Genomic DNA, 15,493 nt, shown 5'->3' on the forward strand with positions numbered 1-15,493 from the left:
GCGGATGCGCCCTCGTCGTTCCTGCCGCGGAGAAGTGTTTTCTGTGTGTTCGCTGGACAGTGGGCCGGTATACCGCAATACTGACCGGTACACGAGCTCTGTCGACGAGGGGTCGACGCCTGGGGAGGGTCTTGTGGCGCGGCATCGTCCGCATCACGGGAGGGCACTGAATGAATAGCAAGGGGATAGCTCTGCGCAAGCGCAGAGTCGCGGGAGGGCTTGCCGGCATCACAGCCGCGGCAGTCGTCCTTGGAGGCGGATTGGCGCCCATGGCGGCCCATGCGCTTCCGACCGATGATTCCGAGTCGCTGGGGCAGGTGATCCGCACCGAGCTTCTGGGCGGAGACATCCTCGACGTCTCCCAGGCGATCAGCGGCAATCCGAGTGACGTGGGCCCGGAGGTGACCCCGCTCGACGTCAGCCTTCTGGGTGCGCTGACCGTCGACCTCGGAGGTGGCCTTCAGCTGCCCCTGATCTCGGGTCCGGGTGGCGCAGGTCTTCTCGACCTGGGCGACTTCGGCACGCTGAGTTCGTTCGCCGCATCGCCGGCCGCCACATCTTCGACCGCGAGCTCGGGTGTCATCGGCGCCGACGGAGCGATCGCAATCGACCCGGACAACCCGGCCGCGTTCGAGAACGCGACCGTGAACCTCACCGACCTGCTCGCGCAGCTCGGAATCGACGGCATCACGGACCAGGTCGTCGACAACCTCGGTCTCGAGGTCGGCGCGCTGGCGTCGACCGCAACGGGCACCGGCACCACCGACGTGGCCTACGACTCGGAGTACGTCCTCACGGATCTCGGGTTCGAGGTCTCGAGCCCGCTCGTCGCAGGCTTGGAGACGACCGTCACGGGCGCCGTCCAGGGCGTGGGTGCAACCATCGACGCCGCACTGGCGAGTGACGGCGTCGTCGGCACCCTGCTGGGCAACCTCGATCTCGACCTGAGCGTCCTCGGCATCGGCGTCGCCGTGTCCACGGGCACGATCGGCGTCAACGGCCTCGACGCCGCCCTGACCGGTTTGGCGAACACGCTCATCACGGAGCCGCTCGTCGACCCGAACGGCATCGTCTCGATCAGCCTCGCTGACGGCACGGTGGCGATCGACCTCGCGCAGGTCGCGGGAGCGGACGGTTTGAACGGTCTCGACCCGAACACGCTGCTCCTCGATGACGCCACGATCAGCGCCATCACCACGGCGGTCTCCGAGGCGCTCGGAACGCTGAGCACCAAGGCGACTGCCGCTGTGACGACGCTCCTCAACAGCACGTCGGTGACGCTGACCCTGGATGCCGAGCTGTCAGCACTTCTGACCTCGGTGGATGCGGTCATCACCGTCGACGCGACCCTGGGCCAGCTCGCGGGAACCGACCCCACTCCGCCGACGGTCGACCTCGACGCCGACGCAGGTCTGCTGGATGTGCTGCTCGGTCTGGTCGGACTGTCGCTGGCAGACCTTCTCGACGGGCTGGTCGAGCCGCTCGCGCTCGCACTCGTCGATGTACTGGGTACCGCTGTATCGGGAGTGATCACGGGAGTCGGGCCGGCGCTGGCCGACACGCTGACCGACCTGGTCGACCCGGTGCTCGCCGGCCTCGACCCGCTGCTCGGCGCTCTGAACCAGATCGTGGAGATCACGATCAACGAGCAGGAGCAGCCTGGTGTTCTGGGCGCGGAGTCGTTCACGGTGAACGCGCTCAGCCTGGAGCTGCTGCCCGGCCTCGGTGCACTGAACCTCGACCTCGGTTCTTCGACGGTGCGCGCGTCCGCTGCTGCAGTTGCAACCATCGATGCGGCCTCGACTGTCCCGGCCGGCGGCAACCTCGCCGTCACCGGTGCCGACTGGCCCGCCAGCACTACGGTCACGCTGCAGCTGACGGATCCGACCGGTGCGCCGGTCGGCGAACCGATCACGGTCGACACCGACGCGAACGGTGCGTTCACAACGACGTACCCCGTTCCCGCCGATACCGAGCCGGGCACCGGCTTCACCATCACCGGCACCGCCGGCGATGTGACGGCAGAGGACACGGTCGAGGTCACGGCCGCCGACCCGGGCGATGTGAACACCAACGCGGCGGCTTCGGCATCCGCGTCGGCGGACGCGACAGCTGACGGCGACCCGTCCGCACAGGCGGCGGCTGAGGCTGCGGCACTGGCTGACGCGACCTCCGCGGCGACGGCGGCGGCGAACGCCGACGCGACCGCGGCTGCAGAAGCAGCGGCGACCACCGACGCTTCGACGGCCGCTTCGGCTGACTCGACGACGGACGTCAACGCTCAGGCTGCGGTTGCTGCTCAGGCCGCGGCGCAGGCGGATGCCTCTGACGACGTCGAGGCAGCGGCAACAGCCACGGCGGATTCCAACTCCGCGGTCGCGGCTCAGGCAGCAGCAACGGCTGATTCCTCGACGGACGCTTCCTCCGAGGCTTCCACGAACGCGAATGCGGCCGCCTCGGCATCCGCTTCCGCGAACGCGGATGCCACGACGGATGCAGTCGCAGACGTCGCGGCGCAGGCGGCGGCGTATGCCGACGCCACAGCGGAGGCAACGGCAGCGGCGGACTCCACGGCTCAGGCCGCGGCTTCTGCGGCGGCCACGGCGACGTCGTCCGCGACGGCGACGTCCGACGCCACCTCGGCGGCCAACGCCAACGCCGCTGTAGCCGCTCAGGCTGCTGCTCTGGCCGACGCGTCATCCGACACGGCGGCCGAAGGCTCCGCTGCGGTGAACGGCAATGCATCATCGGCGTCTGAAGCCGCGGCGATCGCCAACTCGTCCACCGATGCATCGGTGGCTGCCACGGCAGACGCCGACGCGGACGCCGATCCGGCTGCTGCGGCCGAGGTCAACACCAACGCCACGGCTTCGGCGGCGGCATCCGCTCAGGCGGACGCCGACAACGACGCCGCTGCACAGGCTGCTGCGGTTGCGGCTGCTCTGGCCGACGCCTCCACGGCTGCCGATGCTGCTGCGACGCCCGACGCGGAGGCTGCTGCGGCATCCGCTGCGACGGCGACCGCGACCAGCGCTGCTTCGGCTGACGCGACCACCGACGCCAACGCTTCGGCGGCTGTAGCCGCTCAGGCCGCGGCTCAGGCGGACAACTCGGCGAGCACGACCGCTGACGCCACCGCTGCTGCGGAGGCCGACACGGCTGCCGCTGCTGCGGTCGCTGCGACGGCCACCTCGTCGAACGACGCGTCGGCAACGGCTGCGGCTGACGCCGTCGGCTCGACGACCGCGACGGCGACTGCTGACGCTGACGCCGATCCGTCTGCTGCGGCTGAGGTCAACACCAACGCCACGGCGTCGGCTGCGGCTTCGGCTCAGGCGGATGCCGATAACGCCGCCGCCGCGCAGGCTGCTGCGGTTGCGGCTGCTCTGGCTGACGCATCCACGGCTGCGGATGCTGCGGCGGACCCGAACGCGGAAGCAGCTGCGGCTGCCGCTGCGACGGCCGACGTCACGGCTGATGCCTCGGTCGACGCGACCTCCGAAGCCAACGCGGCGGCGGCTGTCGCCGCTCAGGCATCGGCGCAGGCGGACAACTCGGCGAGTGCGGCTGCGGACACCTCGGCGGCAGCCACGGCTGACGCGGACGCGGCAGCAGCGGCTTCGGCGGCTTCCACGGCGAACTCCTCGGCATCGGCTTCGGCCAACGCCGCGGCGGACGCCTCGGCAGCAGCGACTGCCGACCCGGCAGCGGCAGCCACGGCGACTGCGACGGCTTCGGCGAACACCGCGGCAACCGCTTCGGCCAACGCCAACGCCAATGCAGCGGCGAGCGGTTCGGCTGACGCCAACCCGGGTGGTCTTGCCGGCACCGGATCGGACGTCCCGTTCGGCTGGATCGCGCTCGGAGCCCTGCTCCTGATGCTCGGTCTCGGCACGGCACTGGTCGCCCGGTCTCGGCGAGCGGTCGCTGCGGCAGAGTAAGAGCACGACACACTGTCAAGGTCGGGGTCGTCCTGTGGACGGCCCCGACCTTCAGTGGTGAAATGGATGAGGCATGAGCACGAAGATCGATGAGTCACACGATGCGCGGGAAGCGCAGGCGACGGCGGATGCCATCGCAGCGCCAGCACCGCGACCGCGCCCGACATGGTGGGTGAGACTGATCGCCTTCGCCGCGTGCCTGCTGACGCTGTGGCACATCTTCGCCTCGTTCCTGTGGATAGCGCCTTACTCCGCGCTGCGCGAGATCCCCTCCCAGGCAGTGCTCTCCGGCTACATGCTCCCGCTCTTCGGGCAGTCGTGGAGTGTGTTCGCACCGGAGCCGATCAACGGCGACTACCACTTCAACGTGCGCGCCGTGATCGATAAGGACGGCGAGGAGATCGAGACCGGCTGGGTGAGCGCGACGGATGTCGAGTTGTCGATGATCCGGTACAACCTCTTCCCCCCGCGCGCCGGTATCCAGTCCAGCGAGGTCGCCAGCGGACAGATGAACGCCTACAACAAGCTCGACGAGAAGCAGCAGGCCGTCGCCGCCCTCGATTTCGCCGCCGAGGACTGGGAGGAGTGGATGGTGCGCTCCTTCGAGGAACTCGATGAAGGCGCATCGACCGAGGCCTACATGCGCGAGGAGCATCTCGCGACCGCCTATGCGACGCAGGTCGCCTACGCGATCTGGGGCGACGACGTCGTGCGCGTGCAGTACCGCGTCAGCCGCCAGAACGTCGTCCCCTACGCAGAGCGCAATGATGCGGGCGCGCAACGGCCGGATCCGACCTTCTCGACCACCGGATGGCGAGGTCCGGTCGAGGAAGAGGGGCAGAGCCGGGACGACTTCGGCGATGTCTTCCGCCACCAGTTCGAGAGCACGCAGAAATGAGCGCGTCCATGCCCACTCGTGTGCTGACGTTCGCCGGATCGATGATCTCGGGGTTCTGGGCGATGGTGATCACCGCCATCGACCGGATCTCCGCATTCGTGGATGATTGGCTCTTCAACGGCAAGAAGGCGTTGTACGGCCTCGCGGTGACCCGCATCCTGTTCGGCATCACTGCGCTCGGGCTGCTGATTTCCAACTTCAGCACGCGGCTGTATACGTTCGGCCCCGGTTCGGCCTGGAACGGCGAGCTCGCCCAGCCGGTCAGTGACTTCCCGAAGATCTGGGTCTTCAGCGCTTTCCACGCCGCGATGGGCAACGCCACGCTGTACACGGTCCTCTATCTGCTGCTGGTCGGTCTCGCGGTGCTGTTCACGATCGGCTGGCGCTTCCGCATCGTGCTGCCGCTGTTCTTCTGCATGTGGGTCGGCTTCATCGAGGCCAACGACATGGTCGGCGACCAGGGCGACAACATGTTCCGCATCGCGCTCGTGATGCTGTTCTTCGCCGATCCGGCCGCTCGGTGGTCGATCGACGCCCGACGGCGGGCGAAGAAGGGCGAGTGGTTCGCTCCGGGTAGCCAGCCGGCGCTGATCGGCACGATGCTGCACAACCTCGCTCTCGTCGCGCTCACGGCGCAGGTGTGCTTCGTCTACGCATCCGGCGCTCTCTACAAGGCCGGCGGAGACCCGTGGGCGAAGGGCTGGGCCGTCTACGACCCGCTGCATACGGCGCGCTTCGGCACCTGGCCGGTGTTGAGCGATCTCGTGACGACATGGGGCCCGATGGTCGTCGCAGCCACGTGGGGATCGATCCTGCTCCAGGTGGCCTTCCCTCTGATGCTGCTGACCCGTCCGACCCGCCTGATCGGCCTCATCGGCATCCTGTCGTTCCACATCGGCATCGCCGTGCTCATGGGTCTGCCGTGGTTCTCGCTGACCATGATCGCGATCGACTCGATCTTCATCCGGGACCGCACCTGGAAGCGGCTGAGCGCCGGCGTCGTCAGACGGTGGGAAGCCGCGAAGGCGGCTCCACCGCCACAGGCTGCGCTGAGCTGACGGCCGCGGCGGTCAGTCGGGTGCGTACTCCTCCGTGTGCACATGCACCGTGGCAGCATCGCGCAGCAGCTTGGACACCGGGCAGCGTGCATGCGCGGCATCCAGGATCTCCCGGCTCTCGCTCGGTGAGGCTCCCTCGACCGAGAGGTGGGCGTCGACGTGGAATTCGTACCCCGGTCCAGGGATGACGGGGCGCAGCGCGACCTCGACGCGCACCGCCGTCCGGCGTGCGCCGGCGACGATGACCTGCGCCGTGCCGTTCAGGCAGGTCGCCCACGCGAGAGCCAGCAGCTGTTCGGGGTTGGTGGCCGCGGCATCCGGATCGTTGCCGAGAGGTGAAGCGACGGAAACGGACAGGCCGCCGGGGACGGAGCTGACGCCGTCGGCGCCCGTGCGATTGACGGCTGCGGTCCGGTAAGTCGCGTGCATGAGTCCACCGTAAGCCCGTCGTGAGCAGGGCGAATGTGGGGAACGGACAAGTCAGCGCGACCCCGCCCCGGGGAGTGTTTGGCGGATAGCCACACCGCGCTTTCCTCCCCGTTGGAGGAGTCCTACCATCGAAGCAATCCTGATTCCCTCTGAGAGGAACACCAATGGTCGACGCTGCCGTCCGCCCCCAGGCCACCGCCGCCGAGAGCACACCCCGCATCGACGTCGAGCGCGTGAACGACATGCTGCTCGGCACGTGGGCCGACGTGCGTCGCCAGGCGCGCGAGATGATCAAGGACTCGGCGTTCTGGCGCAAGGACGAACTGGGCAAGGACGAGCACCGCGAGCGCGTGCTCAGCCAGTTGCACCTGCTCGTCGAGAACCGTGCCGTCCACCGCGCGTTCCCGAAGCGCTTCGGCGGCGAGGAGAACAACGGCGCCAACATCGCCGGCTTCGAGGAGCTCGTCGCGGCCGACCCCAGCCTGCAGATCAAATCCGGCGTGCAGTGGGGGCTGTTCGGATCGGCCATCCTGCAGCTGGGCACCGCAGAGCACCACGAGAAGTGGCTCCCCGGCGTCATGGACCTCTCGATCCCCGGCGCATTCGCGATGACCGAGATCGGACACGGCTCGGACGTCGCCGCCGTCGGGACCACGGCGACGTACGACCCGGCGACCGAGGAGTTCGTGATCCACACGCCGTTCCGCGGAGCGACCAAGGAGTACCTCGGCAATGCGGCTCTGCACGGCATCGCTGCCACGGTGTTCGCCCAGCTCATCACCGACGGCGTGAACCACGGCGTGCACTGCTTCTATGTCCCGCTGCGCGGTGAGGACGGCGAGGACCTCCCCGGGATCGGCCGCGAGGACGACGGCCTCAAGGGCGGCCTGAACGGCATCGACAACGGGCGACTCAGCTTCGACCACGTGCGCGTGCCCCGCACGAACCTCCTGAACAAGTACGGTGATGTCGCCGCGGACGGCACGTACACCAGCTCGATCGACAGCCCCGGTCGGCGCTTCTTCACGATGCTGGGCACGCTGGTGCAGGGGCGTGTGTCTCTCGACGGTGCGGCGTCGTGGGCATCCGCCCTGGCGCTGAAGATCGCGATCACGTACGCGACGCAGCGCCGCCAGTTCGACGGTGCCGACGGACAGGAGGTCGTACTGCTCGACTACGGCAAGCACCAGCGCCGACTGCTCCCTCGGCTGGCGACCACATACGCGCAGATCTTCGCGCATGACGAGTTCCTGCAGAAGTTCGACGGCGTGTTCTCCGGCCGTACGGACACCCCGGACGACCGGGAGGATCTCGAGACCCTGGCGGCCGCGCTCAAGCCGCTGTCGACCTGGCATGCGCTGGACACCCTGCAGGAGGCCCGCGAGGCATGCGGCGGTGCCGGGTTCATGTTCGAGAACCGCTTCGTCGGACTCCGGGCCGATCTCGACATCTACGTCACCTTCGAGGGCGACAACAACGTGCTGCTCCAGCTCGTCGGCAAGCGGCTGCTGACGGACTACGCCAAGCAGTTCCAGGGCAAGGATGCCGCGGCGCTGGCGAAGCTCGTCGCTTCGCAGACCGCGGGCAAGGTGTTCCACGGTGCAGGGCTCCGTCAGCTCGGCCAGGCCGTCGCCGACCTCGGCTCGACGGCGCGCTCCGTCGAGAACGGACTGCGCGAGGAGCAGCAGCACGAGCTGCTCGCCGATCGGGTGCAGCAGATGGTCGCCGACATCGCAGGACGCCTGCGCCCGGCAGGCAAGGACAAGGTGCTCGGCGAGAAGCTCTTCAACGAGAACCAGACCGAGCTCATCGAGGCGGCGCGCGCGCACGGCGAGCTGCTGCAGTGGGAGGCGTTCACCGACGCCGTGCGCGGCGTCGAAGATGCCGACACGAAGCAGGTGCTCACGTGGCTGCGGGATCTGTTCGGACTGCAACTGATCGAGAAGCACCTCGCCTGGCATCTGATCAACGGTCGCCTGTCCACGCAGCGCGCCGCCGCGGTGTCGAGCTACATCGATCGGCTGTGCCGCCGGCTTCGCCCGCACGCGCTGGATCTCGTCGACGCGTTCGGCTACGAGCCGGAGCACCTGCGCGCGCCGATCGCGAGCGGCATCGAGCAGCAGCGTCAGGATGAGGCACGCGCCTACTATGCCGAGCTCGCGGCATCGGGTGCGGCTCCCATCTCGGAGAAGGCGCTGAAGGCGAAGAAGGCCTGAGCGAGCGGTGTCGGAGGCGCGGCATACGCTGGCAGCATGACATCTCTCGCCACCGGTGCTGATGGTCGTGTCCGTTGCGCCTGGGTCGGAGCGGATGCCGAGTACGAGCGCTATCACGACGAAGAATGGGGCAGACCGCTGCACGGCGATCGCGCGCTGTTCGAGAAGATGTCGCTGGAGGGCTTCCAGGCCGGGCTCAGCTGGATCACGATCCTGCGCAAACGCCCACGGTTCCGGGAGGTTTTCGCAGGTTTCGATGCGGAGGCCGTCGCTCGCTTCACTCCGGACGACGTCGAGCGGCTGATGGGGGACGCCGGGATCATCCGCAACCGCGCGAAGATCCTCGCCACGATCGGCAACGCGGGCCTGGTCTCCGAGATGGCGGACGGCGAGCTCGACGAGCTGATGTGGTCCTTCGCGCCGGCCCCCGGCATCCGCCCGCGCAGCTTTGCCGATGTGCCCGCTGTGACGGCCGAGTCGACCGCCATGAGCAAAGAGCTGCGGAAGCGGGGGTTCCGGTTCGTCGGTGCCACGACCATGTATGCGCTGATGCAGTCCGCAGGCATGGTGGACGACCACGTCGAGGGGTGCTGGCGCGCCGACTGAGTCGAGCATGGGGAGTTCTCCCCATCGCGCGGCATCCAGGTGACGTGGTTAAGATGACGCGGGCACGCTGTGTTTTGCATGCGGCGCGCCCGCGTCCCGATCCGCCCGAGGGCCGTCCAGGAGGAATCGTCGAATGAAGCTGCTGAGCTGGGTACGAGCGCGGCCGAGGACGCTCGCGTCGACAGCCGTGGTCACGGCGGCCGCGGTGACGATCACGACTCTCGCGCTGACCTATGACGGCAACCCGACGACCGAGGTCGATCTGAACGACGGCGGCGTGTGGGTCACGAAGTCGTCGAACCTGCTGGTCGGGCACTTCAACAACGAGTCCGAGGTCCTCGACGGCGGCCTGCGCACCACCGGCGAGAACTTCGACATCCTCCAGGACGAGGCCGACATCGTGGTGGTCAACCGCGACGACTCGACCGTCACCGCGATCGACCCCGCCCAGGTGAGGCTCGGCGATGCCACGTCGATCCCCGGGAATGCCAAGGTCGATCTCGGTGCCGGGACCGTGGCGATCCTCGACCGCGAGTCCGGTGATCTCTGGGTGGAGCCCGTCAGCGGCCTCTCCGGCTTCGAGTTCGTCAGCGCGAAGCCCGTGCTCGAGCTGGGACGCAACGCGGATGTCTCGGTCGGAGACGATGGCACGGTGTACGCGGTCTCGCCGTCGAAGTCGGCGCTGTTCACGGTTCCGGTGGATCCGCACGGCGACCCGCTTGACCCGACCTCGGCGGCGGTCGACGGGATGAAGAAGGAGAGCAGCCCGTCGGTCACGGCCGTCGGCGATGTTCCGGTGGTGCTGGACCCGCAGGCCGGTGTCGTTTCGACGCCTGGCGGTTTCGCGACGGAGATTCCGGGGGCTGATACTGCGGTGCTGCAGCAGGCGTCCGGAGGTGCGGATGCGGTGACGGTGGCGACGACGTCGGCGTTGTTGCGGGTGCCTCTGGATGGTTCTGAGGCGGTGGCGACTGAAGCGGGTGCTGAGGGCGAACCGGCGGCGCCGGTCTCGTTGCTGGGGTGTTCGTATGGGGCGTGGTCGGGGTCTGGCCAGTTCGTGCGGGAGTGCCCCGGGGATGATGCCGATCTGGTGGATCAGGTGCCGGAGGTGAAGCCGGGGGCGAATCTGTCGTTCCGCGTGAATCGGGATGTGATCGTGTTGAACGATGCCGTTCAGGGCGCGGCCTGGCTGGTGACGGACAGCCTGCAGCAGGTGGACAACTGGAATGACATCACTCCTCCGGAGGGGGAGACCGAGGAGGAGGAGAACACCACCGAGGAGACGGTGGAGACGTCTCTTCCGGAGCGGAGTGAGGAGAATACGGTTCCGATCGCGGAGGATGATTCGTTCGGTGTGCGGCCGGGTGGGACGACGTTCCTGCCGGTGCTGGACAACGATACGGATGCTGACGGTGATGTGCTGGTGGCGGCGGTCAAGGGGGATCAGCCGTCGATCGGTGGCGTGCAGCCGATCAACAATGGCAGTGCGCTGCAGATCGCGGTGCCGGAGGATGCGTCGGGGTCGGCGTCGTTCGTGTATGAGATCGATGATGGGCGTGAGGGTCGGGCGACGGCGAGTGTGTCGGTGTCGGTGCATGACTGGAGTGTGAATGCGGCGCCGGAGCCGAAGCGGAAGAGCACTCTGGCGGTGGAGGCGGGTGGCACGGTGTCGTACAACGTGCTGCCGGACTGGATCGATCCCGACGGCGACGACGTCTACCTGAAAGACGTCGCGGCAGCCTCGGGCGACGAAGTCGACTTCACGACGGACGGCCAGATCACTTATCACGCCATCGCGAGCCCGCCGGGGCGGCAGGAGATCCAGGTCGTCGTCGCGGATGGATCCGGCGAACTGACCAACGGGGTCATCCAGCTCGACATCCGACCGGTCGGGTCGACACTGCCGAAGACCAACGCCGATCACGTCGTCGCGAAGGTCGGCCAGCAGATCACCGTCTCACCGCTGAGCAACGACACCAGCTCGAGTCGCGAACCGCTGCGGCTCACCCGTGTCGAGGAGCAGCCGGGCGTCACTATGGTTCCCGACTACTCGAACAAGACCTTCACGTTCTCGGCCTCGGTGGCCGACGTGTACTACGTGCAATACCACGTGACCGCTGGTGTGCCAGCAGCTGTCGGATTGGTGCGCATCGACGTGCAGGAGCCCACGCAGGAGGACCTCGCACCGATCGCGGTCCGCGATGTCGCCCTCCTGCCGACCGGCGGCGAAGCGCTCGTGGGGGTGCTGAACAACGACACCGACCCGTCCGGTGGCGTCCTGGTCGTGCAGTCCGTGACGGTGGAGCCGGGCAGCGGAGTCTCGGTCTCCGTCCTCAATCACGAGACCCTGCGCATCAGCGACCAGGGGGCGCTCGACGATCAGGTCCGCATCAAGTACCGCATCTCGAACGGCACGAAGACCGCGGAGGGCGACGTCGTCGTGATCCCGATCGCGGCGCCGGACAAACTGCTGCCGCCGGTCGCGAACGATGACACGGTGGTCGTGCGGGCCGGCGACGTGGTGACGATCCCGGTGCTCGACAACGACACGCACCCGAACGATCTGGCGATGCACGTGGAGCCCGAGCTGGTCGAGCCGTTCATCGATCCGGAGGACGGGGAGGCGTTCGTCTCCCAGGACCAGGTGCGCTTCCGCGCAGGTCCTGAGGCCAAGACCGTCTATGCGACCTATAACGTGATCGATGAGAACGGCCAGGTCGACGCGGGATACATCACGATCCAGGTACTCGCGGTCGACGAGGAGAAGAACGCGGCGCCCCGCCCTCGCGACATCACAGCGCGAACGCTCAGCGGCACGACGGCGAACATCGCGATCCCGCTGGACGGCATCGATGCCGACGGCGACTCCGTGGAACTGCTCGGACTCGATTCCAATCCGAAGAAGGGCCTGGTCACGGTCGAGGCGAACTATCTCGTCTATGACGCGTTCGAGGACTCGACGGGACTGGACACCTTCACGTACAAGGTCCGCGACAAGCTCGGCAAAGAAGGCACCGCGACCATCCAGGTGGGCATCGCACCCAGTGAGGAGGTCAACCAGTCGCCGTACGCCGTGAAGGATTCCGTCGTGGTCCGGCCGGGGCGCGAGGTCGCGGTGCCCGCGTTGGCGAACGACTCGGACCCGGAGGGCTCGAAGGTCGCGCTGGTGAAGAACGGCTTGACGCTGCCCGACGACGTGCCCGGTCTCGACGCGCGGGTGTCCGGTGATCGGGTGCTGGTTCAGGCGCCGGATGCTGAGGTGGAGACCTCTCTGCAGTACACGATCGTGGATGAGCGCGGGGCGGAGGCGAAGGCTGTTGTTCAGGTGACCGTCGATGAGGATGTTCCGTTGCTGTTCCCGATCGCTCGTGATGATCGGGTGAAGTCGACGGATATCACGGAGGAGGCGACGTTCGATGTCGATGTCCTTGCGAACGATGAGGATCCGGATGGGACGACGGACGCCCTCGAGCTCGATGTCGAGTCCGGCGGTACGGTGCTGGATGACCGCACGGTTCAGGTGACGATCGGTGAGTCGTCGCAGGTGATCCGGTACACGATCACGGATGAGGACGGGCAGGAGAACGCGGCGTTCATCTTCGTGCCCGCGCGCTCCGAGGTTCCTCCGGTGATCGAGGCGGGCAAGTCGGTCGAGGTCGTCAGCGGTGAGACGGTGGAGATTCCCCTGGCGGAGTACGTGACGGTGTCCGGTGGTGGTCAGGTGGTGCTGACCGAGGCGGAGAAGGTGAGCGCCGCGCATTCCAATGGCGCGGCGCTGATCAAGGACGAGCGCACGCTGGTCTACACCTCGGCGGACCGGTACTTCGGCTCCGACGCCCTGTCCTTCGAGGTGACGGATGGGACGGGGCCGGATGATCCGGAGGGGACGAAGGCGACGCTGTCGATCCCGATCACGGTGCTTCCGCCCGCGAACCAGCCGCCCACGTTCACGGGTGGTCAGGTCAATGTCGCCCCGGGTGAGGCGGCGGCGGAGATCGATCTCGCCGAGCTCGCGGATGACCCGGATCCGGAGGATCAGGGCAAGCTCTCGTTCGACTACGTGAGCGGTGCGACCGAGGGCATCTCGGCGCGCATGGACGGCACGAAGCTGCTCGTCGAAGCATCCTCCAACACCCCCAAGGGCACGGCTGCCAGCCTCACCGTGCGCATCACCGACGGCCACACCGACCCCGTCACCGGAACGGTCGGCGTCAGCGTGACCGCTTCGACGCGCGAGTTGCCCACCGCGGTTCCCGACACGTTCGAGGAGGTCGATCAGGGCGAGACGATCACGGTCCCGGTATTGGAGAACGACTTCAACCCCTTCGCCGGCGAGGGAGAGCTGCGGCTGATCTCGGCCGAACGCGAGAGCGGCGACGGCACGGTCAAGATGGTCGGCGACCAGGTCGAGGTGACGCCGAACGGCGAATACGTCGGAACGATGACCGTGCGCTATCGGATCGGTGACATCACGGAGGACCCGGACCGTGAGGTGGACGGGAAGATCGTGTTGAAGGTGCAGGGTGTGCCGGATGCTCCGGGCAAGCCGACGGTGTCGAGTGTGCAGGATCGGAAGGTGGTGCTGTCGTGGTCGCCGCCGGCGAACAACGGCGCGAAGATCGAGGGGTACACGGTCCGGTCGGTTCAGGGTGATGCGTATGAGAAGCAGTGCTCGTCGACGACGTGCACGTTGGATGGTCTGACGAACAATGTGAAGTATCTGTTCCAGGTGACGGCGAACAACCGGGTCGGGGAGTCTGAGCCGTCGCCGTCGTCGGCGGAGGCTCGTCCGGATGCGCGTCCGGATACTCCGGCGGCTCCGACGCTGGTGTTCGGGGACAAGGAGTTGAAGATCGCGTGGAAGACGCCGTCGACTCCTGGTTCTCCGGTGCAGTACTACACGCTGGAGCTCTCGGGCGGTGTCGGTGCGGGTCAGAAGACGAACATCACCGGCAACAGCTACACGTGGACGGGTCTGGAGAACGGGACCGAGTACACGGTCCGCATCCGCGCCCACAACCTCGCCCCCGAACCCTCCAGCTGGAGCGGGAACTCGCTCGGCGAGATCCCGGCCGGCCCGCCGGCAGCTCCGGGAGCACCGACGACGAGTGAACTCGAGCCCGTCGGCGAGCGGGCCCAGATGCAGGTCGCGTGGGTCGCGCCGAACAACAACGGCGACCCGATCGACGGCTACCAGCTGCAGGTGCTGCGCGGCGGAACCGTCGTGCAGACGATCGCGGTGGCAGCGGGCAAGACCACGCAGGCGGTCGTCGTCGACACGTCCACGAGCGCGTACACCTACAAGGTGCACGCGCAGAACAAGGCCGGGTGGGGCGCCTGGAGTGCGGCATCCGCACCGCGCCGTGGCGTCATCAAGCCGGACACGCCTTCGGCACCGGCGGCGACCGCCCATGACCGGAGCATCACCGTGACCGACAGCTACAAGCTGACGGCGGCGCAGCTCAACGGCGCCTCGGCGCAGGAGACGACGTACCAGTACAACCTCGGCGGCGGATGGCGGGCCGACTGGGACGGCACGACGATCTCCGGCGTGGACAACGGCACCCAATACGCCGTGCGCGTGCGCGCGGTGGCGACGGTCGACGGCAAGCAGTACATCTCGGACGGGTCTGCGGCGTCCAATGGCGTGACGCCCTACGGCATCCCGCCAGCGCCGTCGGTGTCCTCGGCGTCCAACGCGCAGTCGGTGACGTTCTCGTGGAGTCCCAACGGCAATAACGGGGCAGCGATCACGACCGAGATCAACATCGACGGGAACGGTTGGAAGACCGCCAACAACAGCGACTCCGTCCAGGTCGGCAACGGCTACAGCCAGCAGCACTCGATCAAGGTGCGCGTGCACAACAAGGCCGGCTATTCGGATGTCGTCTCCAAGTCGGAGACTTCAGGGCCGAAGCCGGAGCCGCCGGCGCCGCGCGTGTGGGTCACTCAGGGCTCGCTGGACGCGCAGCAGTGCGTCAACCGCTGCGCGAACTTCTACGTGAACTGGCAGAACCTCGACATCGGTACCAAGGACGTCAGGTGCTACTCGAGCGCGTATCCCGGCGGCGTCAGCAATTACTCCTACAGCGTGAACTTCAACGGCAACGGAGGCACTGAGATCGCCTGCCACCAAGGCCGCGACGGCGTCGACGTGTGGGTCGACATCCTGGGTTGGGGAGACGGCGTCGACACTGAGAAGAACTTCTGGCCGAGACCGTAGCGCTGGATGCGCTCGGTGGGCAGTTCTCCCCATCGAGCGCATTCAGCGACCGCGGTTAGGATGTCCCGGTGCGACTTGTGGGCTGAGCGGAGGACCGCGCGCACCACGAAGTCGACAGTCGT

General features: G+C 67.6%; 7 protein-coding genes. 6 read left to right on the top strand and 1 reads right to left on the bottom strand.

Features of this window, described 5'->3' with window-relative positions:
• Positions 1–269: 269 nt before the first annotated feature.
• The 3 genes from AC3ANJ_RS02675 to AC3ANJ_RS02685 all read left to right on the top strand — a co-directional run bounded on the left by AC3ANJ_RS02675 (position 270) and on the right by AC3ANJ_RS02685 (position 5,897).
• Complete coding sequence (locus AC3ANJ_RS02675; RefSeq protein WP_488318111.1) at positions 270–3,941, top strand: choice-of-anchor G family protein; 3,672 nt, start codon at positions 270–272, stop codon at positions 3,939–3,941.
• Positions 3,942–4,014: 73 nt separating this feature from the next.
• Positions 4,015–4,839, top strand: a complete 825-nt coding sequence (locus AC3ANJ_RS02680) for a DUF5819 family protein (protein ID WP_488318112.1) — start codon at positions 4,015–4,017, stop codon at positions 4,837–4,839.
• Positions 4,840–4,847: 8 nt separating this feature from the next.
• Positions 4,848–5,897, top strand: a complete 1,050-nt coding sequence (locus AC3ANJ_RS02685) for an HTTM domain-containing protein (protein ID WP_488318113.1) — start codon at positions 4,848–4,850, stop codon at positions 5,895–5,897.
• Between the two features lie 12 nt (positions 5,898–5,909).
• Here AC3ANJ_RS02685 and AC3ANJ_RS02690 read toward each other — a convergent pair whose 3' ends face one another.
• Positions 5,910–6,326: an OsmC family protein gene (locus tag AC3ANJ_RS02690; protein WP_488318114.1), complete on the bottom strand. Its 417-nt coding sequence runs from the start codon at positions 6,324–6,326 to the stop codon at positions 5,910–5,912.
• A 164-nt stretch (positions 6,327–6,490) separates the two neighbouring features.
• Between AC3ANJ_RS02690 and AC3ANJ_RS02695 the strand changes: the two genes are divergently transcribed.
• The 3 genes from AC3ANJ_RS02695 to AC3ANJ_RS02705 all read left to right on the top strand — a co-directional run bounded on the left by AC3ANJ_RS02695 (position 6,491) and on the right by AC3ANJ_RS02705 (position 15,371).
• Positions 6,491–8,542, top strand: coding sequence for an acyl-CoA dehydrogenase family protein (locus AC3ANJ_RS02695; RefSeq protein ID WP_488318115.1), 2,052 nt, complete (start codon positions 6,491–6,493; stop codon positions 8,540–8,542).
• A gap of 36 nt (positions 8,543–8,578) precedes the next feature.
• Positions 8,579–9,148, top strand: coding sequence for a DNA-3-methyladenine glycosylase I (locus AC3ANJ_RS02700; RefSeq protein ID WP_406247083.1), 570 nt, complete (start codon positions 8,579–8,581; stop codon positions 9,146–9,148).
• 133 nt (positions 9,149–9,281) lie between these two features.
• On the top strand, positions 9,282–15,371 hold the full coding sequence (locus tag AC3ANJ_RS02705) for an Ig-like domain-containing protein (protein ID WP_488318116.1): 6,090 nt from the start codon (positions 9,282–9,284) through the stop codon (positions 15,369–15,371).
• Positions 15,372–15,493: the final 122 nt, after the last annotated feature.

This window comes from Microbacterium sp. STRO-1N, from assembly GCF_057748015.1.